The organism is Nonomuraea maritima, assembly GCF_900100395.1.
GTDB lineage: Bacteria > Actinomycetota > Actinomycetes > Streptosporangiales > Streptosporangiaceae > Nonomuraea > Nonomuraea maritima.
Map to the genome: position 1 here is coordinate 342,293 of NZ_FNFB01000005.1, position 23,696 is coordinate 365,988.

The window sequence follows — 23,696 nt, forward strand, 5'->3', positions numbered from 1 at the left end:
GTCCGGGGTCACTTGGGGATCCACGCCTGCCACTTGGCGGTGTTGGCCTCGACCCACTTCTTGGCGGCCTCCTCGCCTGACATGCCCTTGTTGGTCATGTCGTCGGCGACGGCGTTCTGGTCCTCGTTCGTCCAGTTGAAGTTCTTGACCAGCTCGTACGCCTTGCCGCCGGTGTCGGCGAACTTCTTGCTGACGATCTTGTCGAGGTCCATCTCGGGGTAGTCACACGCGACCTTCTTGGGGTCGGCGTCGCAGCCCTCGGTGTACGGCGGCAGGTTCACCCGGATGAGCTCGGTCTGGCTGAACAGCCAGTGCGGGTCCCAGAAGTAGAACAGCAGCGGCTTCTTCTGCGCCTGCGCCTGCTGGGCGCTCTTGATCAGGGCCGCCTCGCTGCCGCCGACCACGACCTTGTAGTTCAGCTTGAGGTTCTTGATCAGCGCTTCCTCGTTGCTGACGTACGACGGGTCACCGAACAGCAGCTGGCCCTTGTCGCCCGACTCGGAGGTCTTGAACAGGTCGGCGTACTTGTTGAGGTTCTTGGAGTCGGTGATGTCGGGGTGCTCGTCGGCCATCCACTTGGGGATGTACCAGCCGATGACGCCCTTGTTGCCGGTGGAGCCGGCCTCGACCGCGACCTTCTTCTGCTCGATGAACTGTTCCTTCAGGTCGGGGTGACCCCAGTTCTCGATGATGACGTCGACGTCACCGGTCTCGAAGCCCTCCCAGGACAGCTGCTCCTTGATCTCCGGCAGCTCCACGTTGTAGCCGAGCTCGTTCCTGAGCAGGTACGCCACGACGTGGGCGCTGGCCTCGTACCCCACCCAGGGGTTGATCGCTATCTTGACGGTCCCGGCGGGCTCGGCGGAGGCGCTTGACCCGGCGGCGGGGGCCGAGGAGGTGGTCGAGGTGTCGACCGTGGCGCCGCCACAGCCCACCGCGCTGAGCCCGAGGACGAGAATGCCCGCGAGCAGACGAATTTTCATGACATCTTCCTTTTTCGGGGGGAAGTACGCCTGTCGGCGCCTTGCGTGATGCGGTCGAGCATGACTCCGAGCAGGACGGTCGCGACGCCTGCCACGAAGCCCATGCCGAAGTCCGTTCGCTGGGAGAAGCCACTGACCACGTCGTAGCCGAGCGCTCCCGCGCCGACCAGGCCGCCGATGACCACCATGGCCAGCGTCATGACGATGCCCTGGTTGGCGGCCAGCAGGATGGCCCGCCGTGCCATGGGCAGCTGCACCTTCCACAGCAGCTGGCCGGGCGTGGAGCCGGCGGCGACGGCCGCCTCGACGACCGTCGGCGGCACGCCCTTGATGCCGTCCTCGACCAGACGGACGACCGGCGGCACGGCGTAGATGACGGAGGCGAAGATCGCGGTGAACCTGGTCGTGCCGAACAGCGCGAGCGCGGGCAGCAGGTAGACGAACGCGGGCATGGTCTGCGCGGCGTCCAGCAGCGGCCGCTGGATCGCCGAGAAGCGCGGCGCGCGGGCGGCGGCCACCCCCAGGAGCAATCCGATCACGAGCGTGACCAGCACCGCGACGGTGACCGTGGTCAGCGTCTGCATGGTGTGCTCCCACACGCCGAGCAGCGCGATCGCGAGCAGGCAGGCCAGCGCCGTCAGGGCGGCACGGACGCCGCTGACCCGCCAGGCGAGGATCAGCGCCGCGAGGGCGACCAGCCACCATGGGGCCGAGGTGAGCAGCGACTCCAGCGGGTTGAGCAGCGCGTACGTGGTGACGTCCTTGATGCCCGTGGTGACCGCGTACCAGTTCTCCTCGGCCCAGCGCACGGCGTCGTTCACCGGGGCGACGACATCGATCGTGACGTTCTCCGGCCAGACCGCGGGCAGCACGGGGATGAGCGCCAGCCCGGCCGCCGCCAGCGCGCCCGCCACCGCGAGGTCCGTCCGGCGGGTTCTCGCGCGCGGGTCCTTGCGCGCCGTGGCCAGCGTCATGCGGTCGAGCACCACCGCCATGACGACGATGGCCACGCCGGCCGGCAGCATGATGCCGACCTGTGCCCGCGACAGTCCGCGGATGATGTCGCCGCCGAGACCGGGGGCGGAGATGAGGTTCGCGATGACGACCATGGACAGCGCCATCATGATCGTCTGGTTGACCGCCAGCGCCATCGTGGACCGCGCCAGCGGCAGGTGCACCTTGAACAGCGTCTGCCACCGCGTGGCGCCGAGCGAGGTGGACGCCTCGACCGCGGTGGGGGAGACCTGCGCGACGGCCAGGGCGGTGATGCGGATGGCGGGCGGGATCGCGTAGATCATCGTCGCGATGGCGCCCGCCGGCGCGCCGATGTGGAAGAACAGCGCGAGCGGCGCCAGGTAGGCGAACGTCGGCATGATCTGCATGACGTCCAGCACCGGGGTGACCGTACGGCGCACCCGGGCGGACAGCCCGGCCCACACGCCCACCGGGATCCCGATCACCAGTGACAGCAGCACCGCGACGCCGACCAGGGCCAGCGTGTCGACGCTCGACTGCCACAGGCCGAGCACGCCGAACGCGCTCACGCCGGCGAGCGCGAGCAGCCCGGTCCGCCAGCCGCCCGCGAGCCAGGCCAGGGCGCCCATGACGCCGGTGATGCCAGGCCAGCCGAGCGCGTACAGGACGGTCTGGAACAGCGTGTGGAGCGCGCCGACGCCGAGTCGGATGTAGTTGAGGAAGTACAGGAAGAACGGGTTGTCGTTGCGGTGGTCGTCGATCCACTCGCGCAGGTCGGTGACGGCGAGGAACTGCGGGGCCTCGTCGTCGTGCGGCAGCGTCGCCGTGCCGCGGAAGATCACGTACGCCGCCACGAACCCGATCGTCGCCCCGGCCGGGATCGCCCACCTGGGCAGGCGGAACCCCGAGGAGGCGCTGACGGTGGTGCTGCTCATGCGTTCGCCCGCACCGAATGGGGGTCCTGCCCGGCGAGGAAGGCGAGCAGGTCGTCCCGGTCCACCACGCCCGCGAGCTCGCCGTCGGCGACGACCTTGATCGGCAGCGAGGAGGCGGAGGCGACGGCGACGGCGTCCTTGACCGGCGTGGCGGCGGGTAACTCGGGCCCGTCCAGCGGATCGCCCGGCTCGGGGGCGCGGCAGATCCAGCGCAGGGTCAGCACGTGGCTGCGCGGCACGTCGCGGACGAAGTCGGCCACGTAGTCGTCGGCCGGCGCGCCCACCAGCTCCTCGGCCGTGCCGAGCTGCACGATCGCGCCCGCCCGCATGATCGCGATGCGTTCGCCGAGCTTGAGCGCCTCCGACAGGTCGTGCGTGATGAAGACCATCGTCTTGCCGACCTCGCGGTGCAGCCGGATCACCTCCGCCTGCATGTCGCGCCTGATCAGCGGGTCGAGCGCGCTGAAGGGCTCGTCGAACAGCATCACCTGCGGATCGACGGCCAGCGCGCGGGCCAGGCCGACGCGCTGCTGCATGCCTCCGGACAGCTGGTCGGGGAAGGAACCGGCGTAACCGTCGAGGCCGACCAGCGAGAGGATCTCGGCGGCCCGCGCGTGGCGTTCCTGCCTCGGCACGCCCTGGATCTCCAGCCCGTACGCGACGTTGTCGATCACCTTGCGGTGGGGGAGCAGGCCGAAGTGCTGGAAGACCATGCTGACCTGGTGGCGGCGGATCTCGCGGAGCCGGGCGGGGGAGGCGGCGCGGACGTCCTCGCCGTCGATCCTGACCTCTCCGGCGCTCGGCTCGATCAGCCGGGTCAGGCAGCGGACCAGCGTGGACTTCCCGCTGCCTGACAGGCCCATGACCACGAAGACCTCGCCTGGACGCACCTCGAAGGAGACGTCCCTGACGGCGGCGGTGCAGCCGGTCTTCTCCCTCAGCGCGACGGGGTCGAGATTTCGGTCATCACCGGCCAGTACTTTCTGCGCTCCGGAACCGAAGATCTTCCATAGGCCCTCGACCGTGATTGCCGCGCTGTCGGGAGAATCTCCCACCCTCGCCTCCTCGTATGCCGTCGCTCAACATATGAGGTTATTACCGGCATTCTCAACGGCGTGACCTTCCGGAGACCGCCATGCGCCTGGCGCGTTACGCCATTGGATCGTGCCAACCTCTCATATATGGACATATATTGCTTTAAGGGGTTATTTCCCGCCCTGAAGGCAAGCAAGGTGGAGTTCCAGCTTCTATCCCCATGAGTCACGCGAGATAACTTTTGGCGCGTTATGTTCGCTTGGCCACAAGCTGTGGGATGTGTTCCAATTACCGCCATTGCTCATTTCCCCTGGGCACAGACCACTCAAATACGCCAATTCGGGCGAGGTGCGTTCGGTGAGTACAAGGCTGGGCGTCAAGCGCGCCGGCGAGGGTTGGCGGTTGCGCAACTGGCGTGTCCGGGCGAGACTCGTCGCCCTCATCCTGGTGCCGACCGCGGCAGCCGTGCTGCTCGGCGGCATCCAGGTGCTCGCGTCAGCGGCGGCCGCCGCCGACTACGCGCGCACGAACCAGTTCGCCCAGCTCTCGGCCGAGCTCGGCGACCTCACCCACCTGGTCGCCGCGGAACGGGCCAAGACGTCCTGGTACATCGCCCGCGGCCGGCCGGGCAACGACCTGGCCGAGGTGCAGGCCCACATGGCCAGGGTCGACCTGACGGCCGGTGAGGTGCGCGGCATCGCCGCGCCGCTGCTGGAGGAGTCGACCGGCCGTGCCGCCGACCAGCTGGAGAACCTGCTCAACCGCCTGGACGACCTCACCGGCCTGCGCAAGCGCGCGCTGGAGGACGACCTGCTGCCCGGCCCCGCGGTCGAGCTCTACACGACGGTGCTCACCGACCTGCTCTCGGTCCACAACGAGCTGGTCAAGGGCGGCGCCGACGACGAGCTGTTCCGGCAGACGCGCATGCTCGACGGGCTCGCCCGCGCCAAGGAGAGCGTCTCGTACCAGCAGGCGCTGATCACCGTCGCGCTCGTCGAGGGCGCGTTCGACACCGGCCAGCTGCAGCGCCTGCTCGGCGAGCAGGCGCGCGAGGCCAACGAGCGCAAGAGCTTCACCGCCGAGGCCACCGCGGAGGAACGCCGCCTCTTCGACGAGACCGTCAACGGCGCGTCCGCCGACCGCATGCTGTTCCTGCGCGAGCTGGTGCTCATCCGGGCCACCGACGGCCTGCCGCTGCGCGGGCTCGACCGTTCCGCGCCGGACGACGCCAAGACGTGGTTCGACGCGGCGAACGTCGTCGTCGACAACATGCACAAGATCGAGCAGCGCCAGGCGCAGATGATCGTGCAGCGCAGCGAGACGCTCAGCGGCGAGGAACGGCAGCGGGCGTTCGTCACCGCGGGCGCCGTCCTCGCGCTCCTCGTGGCCGTACTGCTGATCACCACCGGGGTGGCGCGGTCGCTGGTGCGGCCGCTGCGCCGGCTGCGCGGCGAGGCCCTGGAGATCGCCGGCAAGCGGCTGCCGGAGTTCGTCCAGCACCTGCGCGAGGCGCGCGACGGCGAGGTCGTCGCCGAGGTGCCCCCCATCGGGATCTTCTCCAGGGACGAGGTCGGCGAGGTCGCGCGGGCGTTCGACGAGGTGCACCGCGAGGCGGTGCGGCTGGCGGGCGACGAGGCGCGGTTGCGCTCCAACGTCAACGCCATGTTCGTCAACCTGTCGCGCCGCAGTCAGACCCTGGTCGAACGGCAGCTCACGCTGATCGAGAAGCTGGAGCGCGGCGAGCGCGACGACACCCGCCTCGGCGACCTGTTCAAGCTCGACCACCTCGCCACCCGCATGCGCCGCAACAGCGAGAACCTCCTCGTCCTCGCCGGGCAGGAGGCCGCCCGCCGGTGGAGCGAGCCGATCGAGCTGATGGACATCGTGCGGGCGGCGCTCGGCGAGGTCGAGAGCTACGACCGGGTCAGCATCCAGATCCAGTCGGACGTCGCCATCGCCGGCCAGGCCGTGACCGACGTGGTGCACCTGCTCGCCGAGCTGGTCGAGAACGCCGTCTCTTTCTCGCCGAACGACACCAAGGTCATCATCTCCAGCAGCCGCATCGACGGCGGCAGCCTCATGGTGTCGGTCACCGACCGCGGGATCGGCATGACCACGGAGGAACTGGGCGAGGCCAACTGGCGGCTGGCCAACCCGCCGGTCGTGGACGTGTCGGTGTCGCGGCGGATGGGCCTGTTCGTGGTCGGCCGGCTGGCGCTGCGGCACAACATCCGGGTGCAGCTGCGCCGCCAGGACGAGGGCGGGCTGACCGCGATGGTGCTGGTCCCGCCGACGCTGCTCACGGCGGTTCAGGACACTCTGCAGGCGCCGGCGGGCGTGCCGTCGCTCGCCGATCAGGGCCACCGGGCGCGCGTCGCCGTTCCCCGGCAGAGCACCTCCCCGTCGTACGCGGGCTTCACCGAGGCGGCGCCGCACCCGTCCTTCGACGCGGGGCCGCTGCCCTCGCTCGACGCGGGAACACTGGCGTCGCTCGACGTCGATCCGGCGGTGGAGGCGTCGCCCTGGTTCAGCTCGGCGCCCGCGCACACCGACGCGCCGAAGGAGACGGTGTTCCCCGCCCCGGTGGGGCCGCCCCGTGCGCAGGAGGACTTCACGCAGGGCACCGGTGAGTTGGAGGCGGGCGGCTGGTTCAGCAAGGCGACGCCGACGGCCGACCGCCGCGACCCGTCCTGGTCGTCCGGCGCAGAGCGCGGCCTTCCTGCTCCCGAGCCGGGGCTCGTCCCGAGCCGCGGCCTGCCCCCGCTCAGTGGCCCACTCAGTGGCCCGCCCACCGGCCCGCCCACCGGACCGCTGGGTGCGCCACCCGCCGGTGCCTTCGGCGGGGCGGCCGGGCCGCCGGCCGGGAACGGCACCACGGACTCCGGCCTGCCGAAGCGCACCCCCAGGGCGAACCTCGCGTCAGGCGCCGCCCCGAGCCGGCAGCCGTCGCCTCCTCCCGCTCCTCCGGTGTCGCCCGACCGGCTGCGCAGCCGGCTGTCCGGCTACCAGCAGGGTGTGCGGAGGGGCCGCGCCGAACTGGAGGACGGGCTGTGAGGGAGCTGAGTCAGGGGGCCAGGGACGTCAACTGGCTGGTCAGCGGGTTCGTCGACGAGGTGCCGGGAGTGGCGCACGCCGTCGTCGTCTCGGCCGACGGACTGCCCATGGCCTTCTCCCACGGCTTCCCCAAGGACCGTGCGGACCAGCTCGCCGCCATCGCCTCCGGTCTGGTGAGCCTCACGCAGGGCTCGGCCCGGGTGTTCGAGGGCGGAGAAGTCGTCCAGACCATCGTCGAGATGCAGCGCGGCCTGCTCCTGGTGATGTCGATCAGCGACGGCTCCAGCCTGGCGGTGCTCGCGGCTCCCGACTGTGACATGGGCCTGGTCGCGTACCAGATGACGATCCTGGTCGAGCGCGCGGGGCAGGTGCTCACCCCTGCCGTACGGGCGGAGCTCTCCGCCACGCGCCCGTGGTGATGGGAGTGAACCTTGGCATCGTGGCACAACGGGGAGCAGGAGCCCGAGCGCAGTTCGCTCGTCCGGATGTACGCCGTCACCGGCGGCCGGACCGCTCCGCGGACGGGTCTCGCCATGGAAGCACTGGTATCCTCGGCGACCTCGGCGCAACTCGGGATGAACTACACCCGTGAATATCGGGCCATCAGCGAGCTGTGCCGGCAGGTACGATCCGTGGCGGAGATCTCCGCGCTGCTCGGGGTGCCCCTCGGGGTGGCGCGGGTACTGATCGCCGACATGGAGGCCGACGGGCTGGTCCGGGTGTACCAGCCGCAGCTGCAAGCGGGCCTGCCCGACCGCGGCCTGCTCGAAAGGGTGCTGAGTGGACTTCGCAGGCTCTAGCCGGCTCACCTCCACGAAGATCGTCGTTGCGGGCGGTTTCGGCGTCGGCAAGACCACGTTCGTGGGATCGGTGTCCGAGATCATGCCGCTGACGACCGAGGCGGTGATGACCGACGCCTCGGCGGGCATCGACGACTTAGCCCACACGCCGGGCAAGACGACCACGACGGTCGCGATGGACTTCGGCCGCGTCTCGCTCGACGCCGACCTGATCCTCTACCTGTTCGGCACGCCGGGCCAGCACCGCTTCTGGTTCATGTGGGACGACCTGGTGAAGGGCGCCATCGGGGCCGTGGTGCTGGTCGACTCGCGGCGGCTGGCCGACAGCTTCCCCGCGGTCGACTACTTCGAGGACTCCGGCATCCCGTTCGTCGTCGGGCTGAACGGCTGGGACGGCGAGTTCCCGCACATCGAGAGCGAGGTCCGCGAGGCGTTGACCCTCTCGCCGCACGTCCCGATCGTCCGCACCGACGCCCGCGCCCGCGACGCGGTCAAGAACACCCTGATCACTCTCGTCGAACACGCCATGTCAGTACGGTAGGGCTGTCCTCTTCCCCAGGCGGTCTCCGTCACCCGGGAGCCCTCAGCCGGCGGCCCACCAGTGTGCGGCCACCAGTTCCGCCACCAGCGTCTCGGTCAGCAGCGCGACGTCGGGGTCGTCGTCGTGGGCGTAGCGGATCGTGGCCTTGGCGTCCTTGACCTCCGCGCCCACCGACACCACCGTCGAGCCGCGTTCCCGCACCCAGTCCATGGCCTGGTCGTCGTAGCGGGAACCGGGGAAGAGCAGCGCGCGGTAGTCGAGGGTCTTGGTGAGGTAGACGTCCACGTGCGACCAGTCGCCGCTCTCGCACGCGTCGGCCCGGCGGCGCGGCCCCTCGCGGAACATCAGGGCCGACTGCTCGGCCGACGACAGGCGCTCGGCGGGCGCGATCGTGTGGACGCCGTGCGGGCCGTCCAGCAGCTCGACGGTCGCGGGGAGCCACTCGTCCCGGCGGTCGAGGAGGTCGGCCGTGGCGTGCGCGGCCTTGTCGAGCAGGACCGGCAGGTCGAGGTCGCGCCCGGTGAGCCGCGCCTCCAGGGCGAGCAGGAGGGCGAGCGTGTGCTGGAACGTCCGGCACGCGACGCCGCCGCGCTCCTCGCCCGCGCGCATCGGCACCACCAGGTCGGCCGCCTCGGCCAGAGGGGAGTCGGTCCGGTTGGTGATCGCGGCGAGGAAGGCGGCGCCGCCGGTGTAGCGGGCCGTGGCGTCGAGCGTCTCCCGGCTCGTGCCGGTGGCCGAGATCGGCACGACCAGCGTGCCCGCGGCGGGCGGGAGGCTCGACGCGGCGGAGGCGTACTCGGCGTGGGCGAACACCCCGGCGCTGCGCAGGCGCAGCGCGGACACCCCGGCGGCGTAGCGGGAGCTGCCCATGCCGAGGAACAGCACCCGCTCGACGTCCGCGGGCAGTCCGGCGAACGGGTCCTCCGTCCGCAGCACGCCGGCCAGCGCGGCCAGCGACTCCGGCTTGGCCTCCAGATCGGACAGGTAGAGCTCGGGGTTCACGCGGTCTCCTCCTCGGGGTACCAGGTACGCAGCACGCCCATGGGGGCGTAGCGCCAGCGGGGCAGGTGCCGCGCGGCGTAGATCAACTCGCGGCACTCCTGCTCCACCTCGAACGGGCGCAGCAGGCTCTCGTCGAGCAGGTCGGGTCGTCCTCGTCGGTGCAGGCGGTCGCGGTAGGCGGCGAGCAGCTCGGCGCGGGCGGCCCTCGCCCAGGCGGCGGCCTTCCTCGGGGGGACGCCCCTGCGCTTGACGGCGACCTGGGCGACGTGGTCGAGGCTGGTGGCGAGCTGGGCGACGTCCCTCGCGGCGGGCTGGAAGAGGTCGGTGTCGGCGACGGTGGGGTTGCCGTCGAAGTCGATGACCGCGTAGCCGTCGCGCCACTTGAGCACCTGGCCGATGTGCAGGTCGCCGTGGATCCTGATCAGGGGGGTGCTGATGGGGGCGGCCAGCGGCGCAAGCTCCCGCCGCAGCGCCTCGGCCCGGGCGGCCAGCCAGACCCCGTCCTCGCCACCGGTCAGCTCAAGCGCCTCTCCGAGCGCTCCCTCCGCCCTTTCCCAAGCCCCGCCCACACCGGAAGCCCCCTCACCACACCCGCCCGCCCGAGCGACCCCCGCCGTAGGGGGTTCGGTCCTTTTGGGGTGGGGCGTGGTGGAGCCGTCCGTGGTGAGCGAGGGCGCTGCAGCGGGAGCAGGGGAGTAGGTGGAGAGGGCCAGGTGGAGGTCGGCCATGAGGTGGGCCAGGGGGGTGGCGAAGTCGGTGGTGCCGGATTCTGCGGCGTCGACGCACCATTCCCAGCCGTCCCTCGCCTCGGGGAGGTAGCCGGTCACCAGGGCGAGCAGGTGTTCGCGGCCGTCCAGCACCGCCGTCACCGCCGCGTACGGCGGGGCGGTGCCGTCGAAGCCCGCGGCGACGAGGTGCGGGAAGACGTCGACGGCGGGGTGGGGGAGCGGTGCGGGCGGGGTCAGCCACTTGACCACTACGCTCTCTCCCACCACCACCGAGTGGTTCGTCTGGTCCACGTGCGGCCCGAAGCTTCGCTCACCCAGGACCCCAGTGTGGCGATCGCCCGGTGTGTACGAGAAGGTGGGCACCGGCGAGAACCGCCGGACCGCGAGCGGCGGCGACGGCTCGTCCGCCAGCGCCCCGACGAGGGCCGCGGAGAGTCCATGATCTCGGGCCGTGAGGGGCCTTTCACCGAGAGAGATCAAGCGCCCGGTTATTGAATCCCAATTCAACTGGCAGACCAAACTTCCAGGTAGCAATGTCGTTAAAAGTCTTGCCGATGTTGATATCTACTGCAACACTCCATCCTGGTCTGCTGTGTCCGGTAAGGTCGCGCGACCCCTCTAACATCGCTAATTTCAGAAGGAGTAGCGGCCGTGTCCCGTACTCGGTTCACCCGTCGTCTCCCGGCCACCATGGCGGTGGTCGGTCTCGCGCTAGCCGTAGCGGCGTGCGGGGGTGGGTCGTCAGAAGAAACTACGACGGTGGCGGCCGACCAGCTCAAACCCAACGCGGACCTGTCGAAGCAGAGCCTCCAGGTGACGGTTTGGGAAGGCTACCTGCCGGAGGAGCTTCCCAAGCGCGTCAAGGAGAAGCTCAAGGTCGAGAACATGAACATCGCGTACCACGACACCAACGAGACCGCGATGGCGAAGCTCACCGCCTCCGGTGACAGCGGCGTCGACGTGGCGTTCGTGTCCGGCCAGTATGCTCAGGCGCTCAACGAGCAGGGTCTGCTGGAGCCGATCCACCCCGAGCTGATCCCGAACCTGGCCAACCTCTACCCCGAGGCCACCCAGCTCTCGTACGACAAGGGCAACAAGTACTCCGTGCCCTACACCTGGGGCACGACGGGCATCTGCTACCGCTCCGACCTGGTCAAGACCCCTCCGACCAGCTGGAACGATCTTCTCAAGCCGCCGGCCTGGGCCGACAAGAAGGTCACCATGATGACCACCGAGCGCTGGCTCGCGCTGCCCGCGCTCAAGGCGCTCGGCTACTCGGTCAACACCGACAAGGACGAAGAGATCGAGAAGGTGCGCGAGGCGCTCATGGCGCAGAAGCCGCACCTGCTCACCTACGACGACACCACGTTCGGCGACCGCCTGGTCTCCGGTGAGGCCCTCATGGTCGAGGCGTGGGACGGCTGGTGCCCCACCACGAACGAGAAGCAGAACATCAAGTTCGTGGTGCCGAAGGAGGGCAGCGACCTCTGGGTGGACACCATGGTGATCATGAAGTCCTCCAAGAACAAGGAGGCCGCGCACGCCCTGATCAACTACATCCTCGACCCCGAGATCCACAGCTGGGCGGCCGAGAACATCAACTACAAGGTGCCCAACAAGGCCGCCATGGACCGGGTGAAGATCGCTCCGGGCTCGCTGCTCGGCATCACGCCGGCCGAGCTGCTGAACGGTGAGTCGATCATCGACCTCGGCCAGGCGTCGACCAAGTACAGCCGCCTGTCGGCCGACGTCAAGGCGAAGTAGTTGTCGTTGTTGTGAAGTCCGAGGTCAAGGCCCGGCCGGTGTCCCCCGCACGGGGGCGCCGGCTGGGCGCGTTAGTGTTCCTGTCCCCCGGGCTGGCCTACCTTGTCGTGCTCATGCTGGTGCCGCTGGCGCTGCTCCTGAGCGACACGGTGTTCCAGCGCGGGCGGTTCGGCGGCATCGTCTACGAGTTCACCACCGAGAACTTCGAGCGGCTGCTCGACCCGCTCTACCTGAACGTGGTCGTCAACTCGCTGAAGCTCGCGGCGCTCACGACGCTGATCGCCCTGCTGCTCGGCTACCCGACGGCCTACCTGATCGCCCAGTTGCCGCGGAAGTGGAAGACCGTCGCGCTGGTGGCGATCGTGCTGCCGTTCTGGACGAACTTCATCATCCGCGTCTACGCCTGGATCATGCTGCTGAGCGGTCCCGGGCTGGTCAACAGCGGGCTGAAGGCGCTCGGGCTCGGGCCCATCGAGGTGCTCTACACCGAGGGCGCCATCGTCACGGGGCTGCTCTACTCGTACCTACCGCTCATGGTGCTGCCGCTGTACGCCGCCATCGACCGGCTCGACCCGCAGCTGCGGGAGGCGTCGGCGAACCTCGGGGCGTCGGCGTTCACCACGTTCAGGAAGGTCACCTTCCCGCTGACCCTGCCGGCTGTGATGACCGGCAGCCTGTTCGTGTTCGTGCCGAGCTTCGGCAACTTCGTCATCCCGGAACTGCTCGGAGGCAGCAAGTCGATCATGGTCGGCAACCTGATCCGCGACCAGTTCCTCAAGGCGCGCGACTGGCCGTTCGGCGCGACGCTGGCACTGGCCCTCGTCGTGGCGCTGGTGCTGCTGCTCCTCGCGCAGTCGTGGATGGCCCGCCGTGCGTAGGTCGAAGCTCCTGTACGTCCCGTTCTGGGCCACGTACGTCTTCCTGTATCTGCCGATCGTCGTGCTGGTCGTCATGTCGTTCAACTCCGGCGAGTCGGCGTACAGCTTCGAGGGCGCGAGCCTGCGGTGGTACGGCGAGCTGGCCGGCGACGAGCGGATCAGGGACGGCCTGGTCAACACGCTGATCGTGGCCGCCGGCTCGACGGTCATCGCCACGGTGCTCGGCACCATGCTGGCCGTCGGCCTGGCCCGGCACGCCAGGTCGAAGCTGCTCGACGCGATCGCGCTGATGCCGGCCGTCCTGCCCGACCTGGTGATCGGCATCGGTCTGCTCGTCCTGTACGGCGCGCTCCAGTTCACCCTCGGCCTGTACTCCGTGGTGCTGGCGCACGGCATGTTCGCGACGGCGTTCGTGGCGGCGGTGGTCCGCACCCGGCTCACCGGGGCCGACACCTCGCTGGAGGAGGCCTCGCGCGACCTCGGCGCCGGGCCCGTCACGACGTTCCTGCGGATCACGCTGCCGCAGCTCGCGCCCGGCATCATCGCGGGCGCGCTGCTCGCCTTCACGCTGTCGCTGGACGAGTTCGTGATCGCGTTCTTCACGATCGGCAACGACGATCCGACGCTGCCGATCGTCATCTATTCCATGCTTCGCTTCGGGGTCACCCCGGAGATCAACGCGCTGGCCGCGATCCTGCTCCTCGTGAGCTTCACCGCGGTGATCGCCGGACAGCGCCTCACCAAGATCGGGGAGAGGGGGCCACGTGCTCAGGATTGACGGGGTCTCCCGCAGGTTCGGGGACATCACCGCGCTCGACGACGTCACGCTGGAGATCGGGCAGGGCGAGTTCTTCGCCCTCCTCGGGCCGTCCGGCTGCGGCAAGACGACCCTGCTGCGCATCGTCGCCGGGTTCGAGACGCCCGACGCGGGCACGGTCACGCTCGACGGGGAGGACCTGCTGTCGCGCCCGCCGAACCGGCGGCCGATCAGTTTGATGTTCCAGTCGTACGCGCTGTTCCCGCACATGACCGTGGCCAAGAACGTGGCGTACGGGCTGGAGCGCGAGGGGCTGGCCCGGCAGGAGGTCAAGAAGCGCGTCGGCGAGGTGCTGGAGACCGTCGGCCTGTCGGCGCACGCCGGGCGCAAGCCCGCGCAGCTGTCCGGCGGCCAGCGGCAGCGGGTCGCGCTGGCCCGTTCCATCGTCAAGCGGCCCCGGCTGCTGCTGCTCGACGAGCCGCTGTCGGCGCTGGACAAGAAGGTGCGCGCCGACATGCAGCTGGAGCTCAAGCGGCTGCAGAACGAGGTCGGCATCACCTTCGTGGTCGTCACGCACGACCAGGAGGAGGCCATGTCGCTGGCCGACCGCATCGCGGTGTTCGACCGCGGCCAGGTGTGCCAGGTGGACGAGCCCATCAGCCTGTACGAGCGTCCGCGGACGCCGTTCGTGGCCGACTTCGTCGGGGCCAACAATCTGTTCCCCGGCACCGCGAGCGGCCTCGACGGCATCAAGAGCGAGCAGTTCGGCATGCTGCCCGGCAGGCCGCTGACCGAGCTGCCTGCGGGCGCCGAGGCGCTGCTCGCGGTGCGGCCGGAGAAGATCCGGCTGGCCGACGAGAACGCCGCCAGGGGCGTCGCAGGCAGCGTGCTCGACGTCAGCTTCTACGGCGGCGTCTCACACATCTCGGTGGACGTGCCCGGCCATGACAGGCCGGTGCTCGCCGCCGTGCAGGGCGCCGCGGCGGTGCGGCCGGGCGCCAAGGTCAAGGTGCGCTGGGAGGCCGGCGACGCGGTCGTCGTGGCGGTCGATCAGTGAGCCAGGTCGTTGCCGGTGGCGGCGCGGGCGTACGACAGGATCAGCTCGGCGGCCTCGTCGGGGCCGATCAGCGGGTGCCGGGCCGTGATGCGGTAGCCGTAGGCGTCCTCCAGGGCCACCAGGTTGCGCGCGATCGTCAGGGAGTCGGCGCTCAGGCGGAACACGCCGAGCGCCGCCCCCGTGTCGAGGATGGCCTGGTACATCGAGACCTGCCGGTCGTAGAGCGAGGTGAGCAGCACGCCGTAGACGCGGTTGCGGCCCGCGGCGCCGCCGAGCTCGTTGAGCAGGCGCACGTCGGGGTCGAGCGGCCCGGTCGGCAGGCCCGAGCGGATCGTGACGACCAGTTTCTCGGCCGGGTCGGTGAGCGCGGTCAGGCGGCGGAGCCGGTGCTCGTAGAAACGTTCCATGCCGGCCTGCTGCGCCTCGACCAGCAGCTCGCGCAGGTCGGGGTAGTGGTAGAGGACGGCCCCGGACGTCAGCCCGGCCTCCTCGGCGACGTGCGAGAGCTGTACACCGTCTATGCCGTGCCGGATGATGGCCCTGCGCGCGGCGTCGATCAGATCGATACGCCGGTCGCTACGGCTTTTACGCTGAGCCACCACCACCACCTTCACTCGTTCGACTTTCATTCAGTTAGCCGTGACCATAGTGCCGGTAACTTGACCTTCACGCTAGATCTGTTTTTGAATTCCTCTTCAAATTCACGAGTCCCCCCGGAGCTGTCATGTCACTGACGATCCTGTTCATGCCGGAGAGCGCCTACGGCCCGACCAACAACTGCATCGGCATCGGCGACATCCTGCGCCGCCGTGGCCACCGCGTGGTGTTCGCCGCCGAGGCGTCCTGGAAGGGCAAGCTCGAGGCACTCGGCTTCGAGGAGGACCTCGTCGACCTCGCCCCGCCGGCCGAGGACGCCGCCGAGGAGCAGGACCCGGGCCAGTTCTGGAAGGACTTCATCCGCGAGACCGCGCCCGAGTACCGCAAGACCACGCGGGAGCAGCTCGAGACCGTGACCGCGCCGATCTGGGCCGAGCTCATCGACGGCGCGAAGTACTGCGAGCCGCAGCTCAAGGCCATCATCGAGCGGGTGAACCCCGACGTCATCGTCGAGGACAACGTGCTCACGTTCCCGGCGCTGGTCACGGCGGGCAAGAAGTTCGTCCGGATCGTCTCCTGCAACCCGCTGGAGGTGCGCGGCGAGAACATCGCGCCGGTCTTCTCCGGCCTGCCCGCCGACGACCGCTCCGAGTGGGACGCCTTCCGCGCCGAGTACGACCGCACCCACCGCGAGATCTGGAGCGCCTACAACGAGTGGTGCGTCGAGCAGGGCGCCGCGCCGCTGCCCGACCTCGACTTCATCCACGAGGGCGACCTGAACCTCTACGTCTACCCCGAGGCCCTCGACTACACCGACGCCCGCCCGCTCGGCCCGACGTGGCACCGGCTCGACTCGTCAGTCCGTGAGACCGACGGCGAGTTCACGCTGCCGTTCGAGCGCGGCGAGGGCTCGCTGGTCTACTTCTCGCTCGGTTCGCTCGGCTCGTCCGACGTGGAACTGATGCAGCGGGTGATCGACGTGCTGGCGACGACGCCGCACCAGTACATCGTCTCCAAGGGCCCGCTGCACGAAGAGATCAAGCTTGCTGACAACATGTGGGGCGCGGAGTTCCTTCCACAGACTAAGATCATCCCACTGTGTGACTTGGTCATCACCCATGGCGGCAACAACACGACCACCGAGGCGCTGCACTTCGGCAAGCCGATGATCCTGCTGCCGCTCTTCTGGGACCAGTACGACAACGCCCAGAGGGTCGATGAACTCGGTTTCGGTGTCAGGCTCTCGACCTACACCTTCACCGACGAGGAACTCAAGGGGGCGCTCGCGCGCCTGCTCGGCGACACCGAGCTGCGCGAGACGATCGCCGCCGCGGGCGAGGAGATCCGGCGTCGCGACGGCCTGCGCAAGGCCGCCGACCTGATCGAGCAGCTCGGCCAGTAGCACGACTCAAGGACGAAGCTTTCCGATGCGTGAACTGATCAACCCCGCCACCGGCCTCCCGTGTGCCGAAATTCCGGACACGCCGGTGGAGGGTGTGGCATCCGCCGTACGCGCCGCGCGCGCCGCGTTCGAGGAGTGGTCGACGGCCACCCCGAGCGAGCGCGCGCGGGTGCTGCTGCGGGTCGCCGACCTGGTGGAGGCCGACGCCGACGAGCTGACGCGGCTGGAGGTCGAGGAGACGGGCAAGCCGGCCGCGGTGTTCCGCGACGGCGAGCTGCCGTTCGCGGCCGACAACCTGCGCTTCTTCGCCGGCGCGGCACGCTCGCTGGAGGGCTCGGGGGCCGGGGTGTTCAGCCCCGGCTACACCTCGGTGATGCTGCGCCGTCCCGTCGGGGTGGTGGGGTCGATCGCACCGTGGAACTTCCCCTTCGTCATGGCCGTCTGGAAGATCGGCCCGGCGGTGGCCGCGGGCAACGCCGTGGTGATCAAGCCTGCGCCCCGGACGCCCCGTACGACCCTGCGTCTGGCCGAGCTGTTCGCCAAGGCGGGCGCTCCTGACGGGCTCGTCCAGGTGGTCACCGGCGACGCCGAGGTCGGCCAGGCGCTGGTCACCGACCCGGGCGTCGACATGGTCAGCGTCACCGGCTCGACCGAGACGGGCCGGTCGGTGATGACGGGCGCGGCGGCCACGCTCAAACGGGTCCATCTCGAGCTGGGCGGCAAGGCGCCGGCGCTCGTCTTCGCGGACGCCGACCTCGCCGAGATGGCCCACGGCGTCGCCATGGGGGCGACGTACAACACCGGTCAGGACTGCACGGCGGCCACCCGGGTGTACGTCGCCCGTGAGGTCTACGCCGACGCGGTGGAGGCGCTTCGGGCAACTCTTGCCGAAATAACCGTCGGTGACCCCTGGGACCCGGCGACCGACATCGGCCCCCTGATCTCGTCCGCGCACCGCGACCGGGTGCACGGGTTCGTCTCCCGGGCCGGCGGACGCGTGCTGCACGGCGGCTCCCCGATCGAGGGCCCCGGGTTCTTCTATCCGCCCACCCTCGTGGCGGACGCCGCCCAGGACAGCGAGATCGTCCAGGGTGAAATCTTCGGCCCCGTCCTCGTCGCCCTGCCGTTCGACGGCGAGGACGACGCGGTCAGGCTGGCCAACGACACCAGGTACGGCCTGGCCTCCTCGGTGTGGTCACGTGACGTGGCCCGTGCGATGCGCGTGTCGCACCGGCTCGACGTCGGCGTGACCTGGATCAACGACCATCTGCCCATCGCCAGTGAGGCACCGCACGGCGGCGTCAAGGGCAGCGGGTTCGGCAAGGACATGAGCCAGGAAGCGGTGCAGGAATATTCGGTGACGCGTCACCTGATGGTCAAACACGCGGCACCGGCCGAACGGGATTCGTTCCGGCCCGCCTGAAACGTGTACGGCGTTATGCGGTCCAAAGTGACTATTTGGACGCATGTGATGGGATATGTTCGGTTGGCCGATCTGGTACGGGTTGTGTTCCAATTACCCAGCCGGACAGAATCCCATGCGCCCCAAGCGTGTCTGAATTTTCGAGCACGTACCGGCGAGAGGTAGCGAGAGTCAGTGAGGACGGAAAACCCCAGACACACGAAGTCAGGGGAGTACACAGGCGGTCGGTTCCGGTTGGCGAACTGGCGGGTGCGCTCCAGGCTGATCGCGCTGATCCTCATCCCCACCGTCGTGGGTGTGCTGCTCGCGGGCATCCAGCTGGCTGACGCCATCAGCACGAGTGCCGAGTACCGCCGGCTCAGCGAGGTCGCCGAGCTGGTGCAGCGCATCGGGGGGCTCAACCACGAGCTCGGCAAGGAGCGTACGCTCACCGCCTGGTACGTCGCCGACCGCCGCAGGGCGGGACGCTTCGTGCAGCTCAAGACGCAGCGTCAGGCCACCGACCGGGCCAAGCAGCAGGCGCTCGAGGCCGCCAAGGCCATCGACGCGACCCACTCGGCCCGCGTGCGCGAAGGCGTGAGCAACATGCGCCGCTGGCTCGGCGGTCTCGACAGCTTGCGCGACTCGATGGTCGGCAACGTCCCGCCACGGGCCGCCATCGGCACGTACAGCACCATGATCAGCGTGTTCTCCACGATCCAGGGCGACCTGGGCGACGGCGTGAGCGACGACGACCTGCAGGGTGACGTGGCCGCGCTCGGCTCTCTCCAGCGGATGAAGGAGGAGCTCTCGCGCCAGCAGATCATCCTCATCGTCACGCTGGTGCAGCGCAAGCTCGACAGCGCCGACTGGTCCGACTTCCTCGGCTCGTGGAACAGGCAGCAGACCGAGCTCGCCGCCTTCGAGGCCGAGGCCGACCCAGAGGACCTGCGGGCCTACCGCCGCGCCGTCAGGGGCCTGCAGGTCGACAGCGCCGACGCCATGCGTCAGCGCGCGCTGGCCCAGGTGAGCGAGTACAACAAGATCAGGGATCTCGACGTCACCACGGCGCGCGACCTGAACCTCTGGTTCGACGCCACCTCCTACACCGCCAACGCGGTGCGCAAGGTCGAGGACGCCATGGCGACCTCGATCGTGAAGACCACCCGCGACCTCAGCGAGACCGAGCAGCGCAACGCCATCATCTCCGGCGCGCTCATCCTCGTGCTGCTGCTGCTCGTCCTGATCATCACCACCCGCGTGGCCGGTTCGCTGGTCCGCCCGCTGCGCCGGCTGCGCGCCGAGGCGCTCCAGGTCGCCACGACGAGGCTGCCCGAGACCGTCCGCATCCTGCGCGAGTCGGGCGAAGGCGCCCAGATCCCCGAGGTGCCGCCGATCGGCGTCAACACCCGCGACGAGATCGGGGAAGTGGCGCGGGCCTTCGACGAGGTCCACCGCGAGGCGATCCGGCTGGCCGGCGACGAGGCCAAGCTGCGCGCCAACGTCAACAGCATGTTCGTCAACCTCTCCCGCCGCAGCCAGACGCTGGTCGAACGGCAGCTGCAGCTCATCGAGGGTCTGGAGCAGGGTGAGGAGGACGAGGACCGGCTCGCGAACCTGTTCCGCCTCGACCACCTGGCCACCCGCATGCGCCGCAACAGCGAGAACCTCCTCGTTCTCGCCGGCCAGGAGGCCGCGCGCAAGTGGAGCGAGCCGGTGCCGCTGGTCGACATCGCCCGCGCCTCGCTGTCGGAGGTCGAGGGCTACGAACGGGTCCAGATCCAGATCCCGTCCAACACGCTCATCGTCGGCCCCGCCGTCACCGACGCCGTCCACCTGCTCGCCGAGCTGATCGAGAACGCCATCTCGTTCTCGCCGCGCGAGAGCAAGGTGACGGTCACGAGCCCGCCGAGCCCCGAGGGCGGCGTGCTCGTCACCATCAACGACCTGGGCATCGGCATGAGCCCGGAGGAACTGGCCGAGGCCAACTGGCGCCTGGCCAACCCGCCGGTCGTGGACGTGTCCGTCTCGCGGCGCATGGGCCTGTTCGTGGTCGGTCGTCTGGCCCTGCGCCACGGCATCCGCGTCCAGCTCACCAAGCGGGAGACCGGCGGCCTGAGCGCGATGGTGCTGCTCCCCGACGTGCTCATCAGCGGCGGCCAGAACGGCACGCAGCAGGGCGGTCAGTACGAGGCCTTCACCACGTTCGACCCCAGGCAGCTCACGCACCCGGAGCCGACCAGCCCGCACCCCGCCGTGGACACGGAGTGGCCGGGTTCGGTGCCCCCGCCGGGCTCCGGCAACTGGCCGTCCTTCGGCGAGCAGGCTCCCGCGCACGCGGGCGCGCAGCCGCAGGCCGCGCCGTTCGCCGAGGCCCCGGACGTGCAGCGCTGGCCGTCGTTCGCCGAGGACGCCCCGCCCGCCGCGCAGCAGCCGTTCGGCGAGCAGCGCTGGCCGTCGTTCGCCGATGCCGCACCCCCCGCGCCCCCCGCATCCCCCGCACCCCCCGCGCCCCCCGTGGCCGAGCCGCAGCCGTTCGCCGAGAACCGGTGGCCGTCGTTCGCAGAGCAGCCGCCGCCGCAGAGTGACGAGCCGCGCTGGCCGTCCTTCGCGACCGAGCCGCCGTCGCAGGACGACGCGCAGTGGGCGTCGTTCTCGGACCCGGGCGCGCGCCGGTCACTGTTCGATCCGGGCGACCGTCCGCAGCCGCAGCCCGAGGAGGCGTTCCGCTCGCTGTTCGGGGAGGACCCCAAGCCCGCCGACCAGTTCGAGCAGAACGGTCACGGCGCCGCCCACGACCCCTTCGGGCCGGGCAGCTACTCCTCGCAGGACATGACGGGCCCGCTCCCCGCGGTGCGCAACTCGCCCCTGGAGGAGCAGAGCGAGGAGTTCCTGCCGATCTTCTCGTCGGTGGGCTCCGACTGGTTCCGCAAGCCGGACCCGGAGGTGCTCAGGCCGCGCGAGCCGGAGCCGGAGGACGAGCCCGAGATCACGGCCGTCCACCCCGCCGTGCCCGCCGATCCGTCCGTCCCGCCGCCGCCGCCCGCGGCCGCGCCCGCGGCGACGGGAGGCAGGACCTCGCTGCCGCAGCGCACGCCCGGCCAGTCGGGTGCGGGCGCGTCGTGGTCCTCGCCCGCCGACTCCGGGTTCCAGGCCGCACAGGCCGCTGCCCAGCCGCAGGAGGGCGGGACGACGTCGTCCGGCCTGCCGCGCCGTGTCCCCAAGGCGAACCTGGTGCCGGGTACGGCCAGTCTCGTCGAGCCTCTGGCTCCGTCCCCGGCGCCGCAGATCTCGCCCGAACGGTTGCGCAGCCGGCTCTCCAGCTTCCAGCAGGGTGTCCGGCAAGGTCGGGCGTTCACCCGCGGAGAAGATTATGAGGAGGACAAATGAGAGAAATGAGCCAGGGAGCGCGTGGTATCAGCTGGCTGATCACGGACTTCGTGAACAACGTGCCAGGTGTTGCCCACACGGTCGTGGTCTCGTCTGACGGGTTGCCGCTGGCCTACTCCGAGGGTTTCCCCAAGGACCGCGCCGACCAGCTGGCCGCCGTGGCCTCCGGCGTCATCAGCCTGACCCAGGGCGCCGCTCGTGTCTTCGAGGGCGGTCTGGTCACCCAGACCGTCATTGAGATGCAGCGGGGCCTTCTGATGATCATGTCGATCAGCGACGGTTCCTGTCTGGCGGTTCTGGCGGCTCCCGACTGTGACATGGGGCTGGTGGCCTACCAGATGACGTTGCTGGTGGAGCGGGCCGGTCAGGTGCTTACGCCGGCCGTACGTGCCGAGCTGCAAGCAACTCGCCCCCGCTAGCCGGGCGGTGACAGGAGAAGATGGTGTCAGGTCAGCAGGGTTGGGCTGGTGATAGCAACCCGCCGCGTACGGCGGGTCCCCGTTCGCAGAAGGCGAGTTCCCTGGTGCGGCCCTATGCCGTGACCGGGGGACGCACCGCGCCGCGGATGAAGTTCGCCATGGAGGCGCTGGTGTCCTCCGTGACGTCGGAATACCAAGACATTTCCCTACTAAGTCCGGAGTATCAGGCGATCATTCAGCTGACTCGGAATGTCCGGTCAGTTGCCGAGATCTCCGCCCTTTTACGTCAGCCTCTTGGCGTGGTCCGGGTGCTGATCGCGGACATGGCGTCGGAGGGCCTGATCCGCGTGCACCAGCCTGCGCTGGATGCGGGAAAGCCGGACCTCAACTTGCTCGAAAGGGTGCTCAGTGGACTTCGCAGGCTCTAGCCCCGGCTTGACCTCGACGAAGATCGTCGTGGCCGGGGGCTTCGGCGTGGGCAAGACGACGTTCGTGGGAGCGGTCTCCGAGATCCTGCCGCTCACCACGGAGGCGGTCATGACGGACGCCTCCGCGCACGTCGACGACGTCTCGCTCACACCGAACAAGACGACCACGACCGTCGCGATGGACTTCGGCCGGGTCTCCCTCGACCGTGACCTGATCCTTTATCTGTTCGGTACGCCCGGACAGCACCGGTTCTGGTTCATGTGGGACGACCTGGTGCGTGGCGCCATCGGCGCGGTCGTGCTGGTCGACACGCGTCGCCTGGCCGACAGCTTCCCGGCCATCGACTACTTCGAAGAGGCGAAACTGCCGTTCGTCGTCGGCATCAACGGCTGGGACGGGCAGTTCGCGCATCAGGAGGAGGAGCTCAGGGAGGCGCTGTCGATCGGCGGCCACACCCCGATCGTGCGGCTCGACGCCCGCCAGCGCGAGTCGGTGAAATCGACCCTGATCACTTTGGTGGAGCACGCCCTGACCAGGCACATGCACACACCTGTGTAAAGGCTCAACGTCACCCGGCACCCGTTCGAAGGGTGCCGGGTTCTTCTTTTTCTCCGCCTCAGACGGTGGCGTGCCCGCGGACGAGACGGCCGACCTCGGCGCGAAGGTGCACGAAGTCGGGGTGCTCGCGGGTGGTGATCTGGTCGCGCGGCCCAGGCAGGTCGACCTTCAGGTCGCCGACCACGTGCGCGGGGGCCTTCGACAGCACCACCACGCGGTCGCCCACGTAGACGCTCTCGTCGATGTCGTGGGTGATGAGCACGATCGTCATCTGGTGGTGGCCGCGGACCTTGAGCACGAGGTCCTCCAGGTCTTCCCTGGTCTGGGCGTCCACGGAGCCGAACGGCTCGTCCATCAGCATGAGCGACGGCCGGTAGGCCAGCGCCCGTGCGATCGCGACCCGCTGCTGCATGCCTCCGGACAGCTGGAACGGGTACTTGCGCGCGGCCCCTTCCAGCCCCACCGACTCCAGCGCCTCGCGCGCGGCGTCCTCGCGCTGCTTCTTGTCCATGTTCCTGCGGCGCAGCGGGAGCGCCACGTTGTCGGCGACCGACATCCACGGGAACAGCGAGCGGCTGTAGTCCTGGAAGACGACGGCGAGGTTGTCGGGGGTCTGCTTGACGACGTTGCCCTCGACCTTGACCTGGCCGCCGGTGGGGGTGATGAGGCCGGCGATCGACCGCAGCAGCGTGGACTTCCCGCAGCCTGAAGGGCCGACGATGCAGAGCAGTTCGCCCTCGGCGACGCTCAGGTTGAGTCCTTCGATGGCGTGGTGCGCGTTGGGAGTACCGCCGCCGTACACGTGAGAAAGGTTGTCTATCTCGAGCAATGGAATTCCTTGGGGGGCGAGACCGCGAACCGCGCGGCAACTCTTTCCGAGCCGGAAATGACTCTGGCGGAGCGGCAAATGGTGGACATGTCGGACAAATTAAGGGTTCTGCGCGATCCTACCGGGCGCGTGATCGCGGTCGCCATGTGAGCGGCCGCTCG

General features: G+C 69.5%; 22 protein-coding genes. 15 read left to right on the plus strand and 7 right to left on the minus strand.

What is annotated here, in order from left to right:
* Nucleotides 1-8 precede the first annotated feature (8 nt).
* The 3 genes from BLR04_RS12360 to BLR04_RS12370 are packed head-to-tail and all read right to left on the minus strand — an operon-like array spanning nucleotide 9 to nucleotide 3,948.
* Nucleotides 9-983 carry an ABC transporter substrate-binding protein gene (locus BLR04_RS12360; RefSeq protein ID WP_090762879.1) on the minus strand — a complete coding sequence of 325 codons (975 nt, stop codon included), beginning with the start codon at nucleotides 981-983 and terminating at the stop codon, nucleotides 9-11.
* Complete coding sequence (locus tag BLR04_RS12365) at nucleotides 980-2,893, minus strand: ABC transporter permease (RefSeq protein WP_090762881.1); 1,914 nt, start codon at nucleotides 2,891-2,893, stop codon at nucleotides 980-982. Before BLR04_RS12365 ends, BLR04_RS12360 begins: the two co-directional genes overlap by 4 nt.
* Nucleotides 2,890-3,948 (minus strand): quaternary amine ABC transporter ATP-binding protein, encoded by a 1,059-nt coding sequence (locus BLR04_RS12370; RefSeq protein ID WP_090762883.1) that lies wholly within the window; start codon nucleotides 3,946-3,948, stop codon nucleotides 2,890-2,892. Before BLR04_RS12370 ends, BLR04_RS12365 begins: the two co-directional genes overlap by 4 nt.
* Before the next feature lie 337 nt (nucleotides 3,949-4,285).
* On the opposite strand from BLR04_RS12370, the gene BLR04_RS12375 reads away from it, so the two are divergent.
* The 4 genes from BLR04_RS12375 to BLR04_RS12390 all read left to right on the plus strand — a co-directional run bounded on the left by BLR04_RS12375 (nucleotide 4,286) and on the right by BLR04_RS12390 (nucleotide 8,323).
* Nucleotides 4,286-6,982: a sensor histidine kinase gene (locus tag BLR04_RS12375; RefSeq protein ID WP_176903044.1), complete on the plus strand. Its 2,697-nt coding sequence runs from the start codon at nucleotides 4,286-4,288 to the stop codon at nucleotides 6,980-6,982.
* Entirely contained in the window at nucleotides 6,979-7,401 is a 423-nt protein-coding gene (locus tag BLR04_RS12380) for a roadblock/LC7 domain-containing protein (protein WP_090762887.1), read from the plus strand. The genes BLR04_RS12375 and BLR04_RS12380 overlap by 4 nt, the downstream gene beginning before the upstream one ends.
* 66 nt (nucleotides 7,402-7,467) lie before the next feature.
* A complete protein-coding gene (locus BLR04_RS12385; RefSeq protein ID WP_245740206.1) occupies nucleotides 7,468-7,782 on the plus strand; it encodes a DUF742 domain-containing protein in 315 nt (104 codons plus the stop codon).
* The gene (locus BLR04_RS12390; RefSeq protein ID WP_090762890.1) at nucleotides 7,763-8,323 is read left to right on the plus strand and encodes a GTP-binding protein; all 561 of its coding nucleotides are present in this window, start codon (nucleotides 7,763-7,765) and stop codon (nucleotides 8,321-8,323) included. The genes BLR04_RS12385 and BLR04_RS12390 overlap by 20 nt, the downstream gene beginning before the upstream one ends.
* A 42-nt stretch (nucleotides 8,324-8,365) precedes the next feature.
* On the opposite strand, the gene BLR04_RS12395 is transcribed toward BLR04_RS12390, so the two are convergent.
* Nucleotides 8,366-9,325, minus strand: a complete 960-nt coding sequence (locus BLR04_RS12395; RefSeq protein WP_090762892.1) for an SIS domain-containing protein — start codon at nucleotides 9,323-9,325, stop codon at nucleotides 8,366-8,368.
* Nucleotides 9,322-10,344 carry a hypothetical protein gene (locus BLR04_RS12400; protein ID WP_090762894.1) on the minus strand — a complete coding sequence of 341 codons (1,023 nt, stop codon included), beginning with the start codon at nucleotides 10,342-10,344 and terminating at the stop codon, nucleotides 9,322-9,324. Before BLR04_RS12400 ends, BLR04_RS12395 begins: the two co-directional genes overlap by 4 nt.
* A 468-nt stretch (nucleotides 10,345-10,812) precedes the next feature.
* On the opposite strand from BLR04_RS12400, the gene BLR04_RS12405 reads away from it, so the two are divergent.
* From BLR04_RS12405 to BLR04_RS12420, 4 genes are read left to right on the plus strand one after another with little or no spacing between them, the layout of a single operon-like run.
* Nucleotides 10,813-11,817 carry a polyamine ABC transporter substrate-binding protein gene (locus BLR04_RS12405; protein ID WP_245740198.1) on the plus strand — a complete coding sequence of 335 codons (1,005 nt, stop codon included), beginning with the start codon at nucleotides 10,813-10,815 and terminating at the stop codon, nucleotides 11,815-11,817.
* 11 nt (nucleotides 11,818-11,828) lie between these two features.
* Entirely contained in the window at nucleotides 11,829-12,695 is an 867-nt protein-coding gene (locus tag BLR04_RS12410; protein WP_245740199.1) for an ABC transporter permease, read from the plus strand.
* The gene (locus tag BLR04_RS12415; RefSeq protein ID WP_090762896.1) at nucleotides 12,688-13,473 is read left to right on the plus strand and encodes an ABC transporter permease; all 786 of its coding nucleotides are present in this window, start codon (nucleotides 12,688-12,690) and stop codon (nucleotides 13,471-13,473) included. The genes BLR04_RS12410 and BLR04_RS12415 overlap by 8 nt, the downstream gene beginning before the upstream one ends.
* A complete protein-coding gene (locus BLR04_RS12420) occupies nucleotides 13,460-14,509 on the plus strand; it encodes an ABC transporter ATP-binding protein (protein WP_090762898.1) in 1,050 nt (349 codons plus the stop codon). Before BLR04_RS12415 ends, BLR04_RS12420 begins: the two co-directional genes overlap by 14 nt.
* On the opposite strand, the gene BLR04_RS12425 is transcribed toward BLR04_RS12420, so the two are convergent.
* Nucleotides 14,503-15,108: a TetR/AcrR family transcriptional regulator gene (locus BLR04_RS12425; RefSeq protein WP_090763062.1), complete on the minus strand. Its 606-nt coding sequence runs from the start codon at nucleotides 15,106-15,108 to the stop codon at nucleotides 14,503-14,505. The genes BLR04_RS12420 and BLR04_RS12425 overlap by 7 nt on opposite strands.
* 125 nt (nucleotides 15,109-15,233) lie before the next feature.
* Here BLR04_RS12425 and BLR04_RS12430 point away from each other — a divergent pair, with 125 nt between their 5' ends.
* The 6 genes from BLR04_RS12430 (at nucleotide 15,234) to BLR04_RS12455 (ending at nucleotide 22,706) form a co-directional block, all read left to right on the plus strand.
* On the plus strand, nucleotides 15,234-16,508 hold the full coding sequence (locus tag BLR04_RS12430; RefSeq protein WP_090762900.1) for a glycosyltransferase: 1,275 nt from the start codon (nucleotides 15,234-15,236) through the stop codon (nucleotides 16,506-16,508).
* 25 nt (nucleotides 16,509-16,533) lie between these two features.
* A complete protein-coding gene (locus BLR04_RS12435; RefSeq protein ID WP_090762902.1) occupies nucleotides 16,534-17,931 on the plus strand; it encodes an aminobutyraldehyde dehydrogenase in 1,398 nt (465 codons plus the stop codon).
* Between the two features lie 249 nt (nucleotides 17,932-18,180).
* On the plus strand, nucleotides 18,181-21,300 hold the full coding sequence (locus BLR04_RS40580; RefSeq protein WP_176903046.1) for a sensor histidine kinase: 3,120 nt from the start codon (nucleotides 18,181-18,183) through the stop codon (nucleotides 21,298-21,300).
* Nucleotides 21,297-21,719 (plus strand): roadblock/LC7 domain-containing protein, encoded by a 423-nt coding sequence (locus BLR04_RS12445; RefSeq protein ID WP_090762905.1) that lies wholly within the window; start codon nucleotides 21,297-21,299, stop codon nucleotides 21,717-21,719. Before BLR04_RS40580 ends, BLR04_RS12445 begins: the two co-directional genes overlap by 4 nt.
* Nucleotides 21,720-21,739: 20 nt before the next feature.
* Entirely contained in the window at nucleotides 21,740-22,147 is a 408-nt protein-coding gene (locus BLR04_RS12450) for a DUF742 domain-containing protein (protein WP_245740200.1), read from the plus strand.
* A gap of 28 nt (nucleotides 22,148-22,175) precedes the next feature.
* The gene (locus BLR04_RS12455; RefSeq protein ID WP_245740207.1) at nucleotides 22,176-22,706 is read left to right on the plus strand and encodes a GTP-binding protein; all 531 of its coding nucleotides are present in this window, start codon (nucleotides 22,176-22,178) and stop codon (nucleotides 22,704-22,706) included.
* 58 nt (nucleotides 22,707-22,764) lie between these two features.
* Here BLR04_RS12455 and BLR04_RS12460 read toward each other — a convergent pair whose 3' ends face one another.
* On the minus strand, nucleotides 22,765-23,508 hold the full coding sequence (locus BLR04_RS12460) for an ABC transporter ATP-binding protein (protein WP_090762910.1): 744 nt from the start codon (nucleotides 23,506-23,508) through the stop codon (nucleotides 22,765-22,767).
* Between BLR04_RS12460 and BLR04_RS40585 the strand changes: the two genes are divergently transcribed.
* Entirely contained in the window at nucleotides 23,509-23,685 is a 177-nt protein-coding gene (locus tag BLR04_RS40585; protein ID WP_176903022.1) for a hypothetical protein, read from the plus strand.
* Nucleotides 23,686-23,696: the final 11 nt, after the last annotated feature.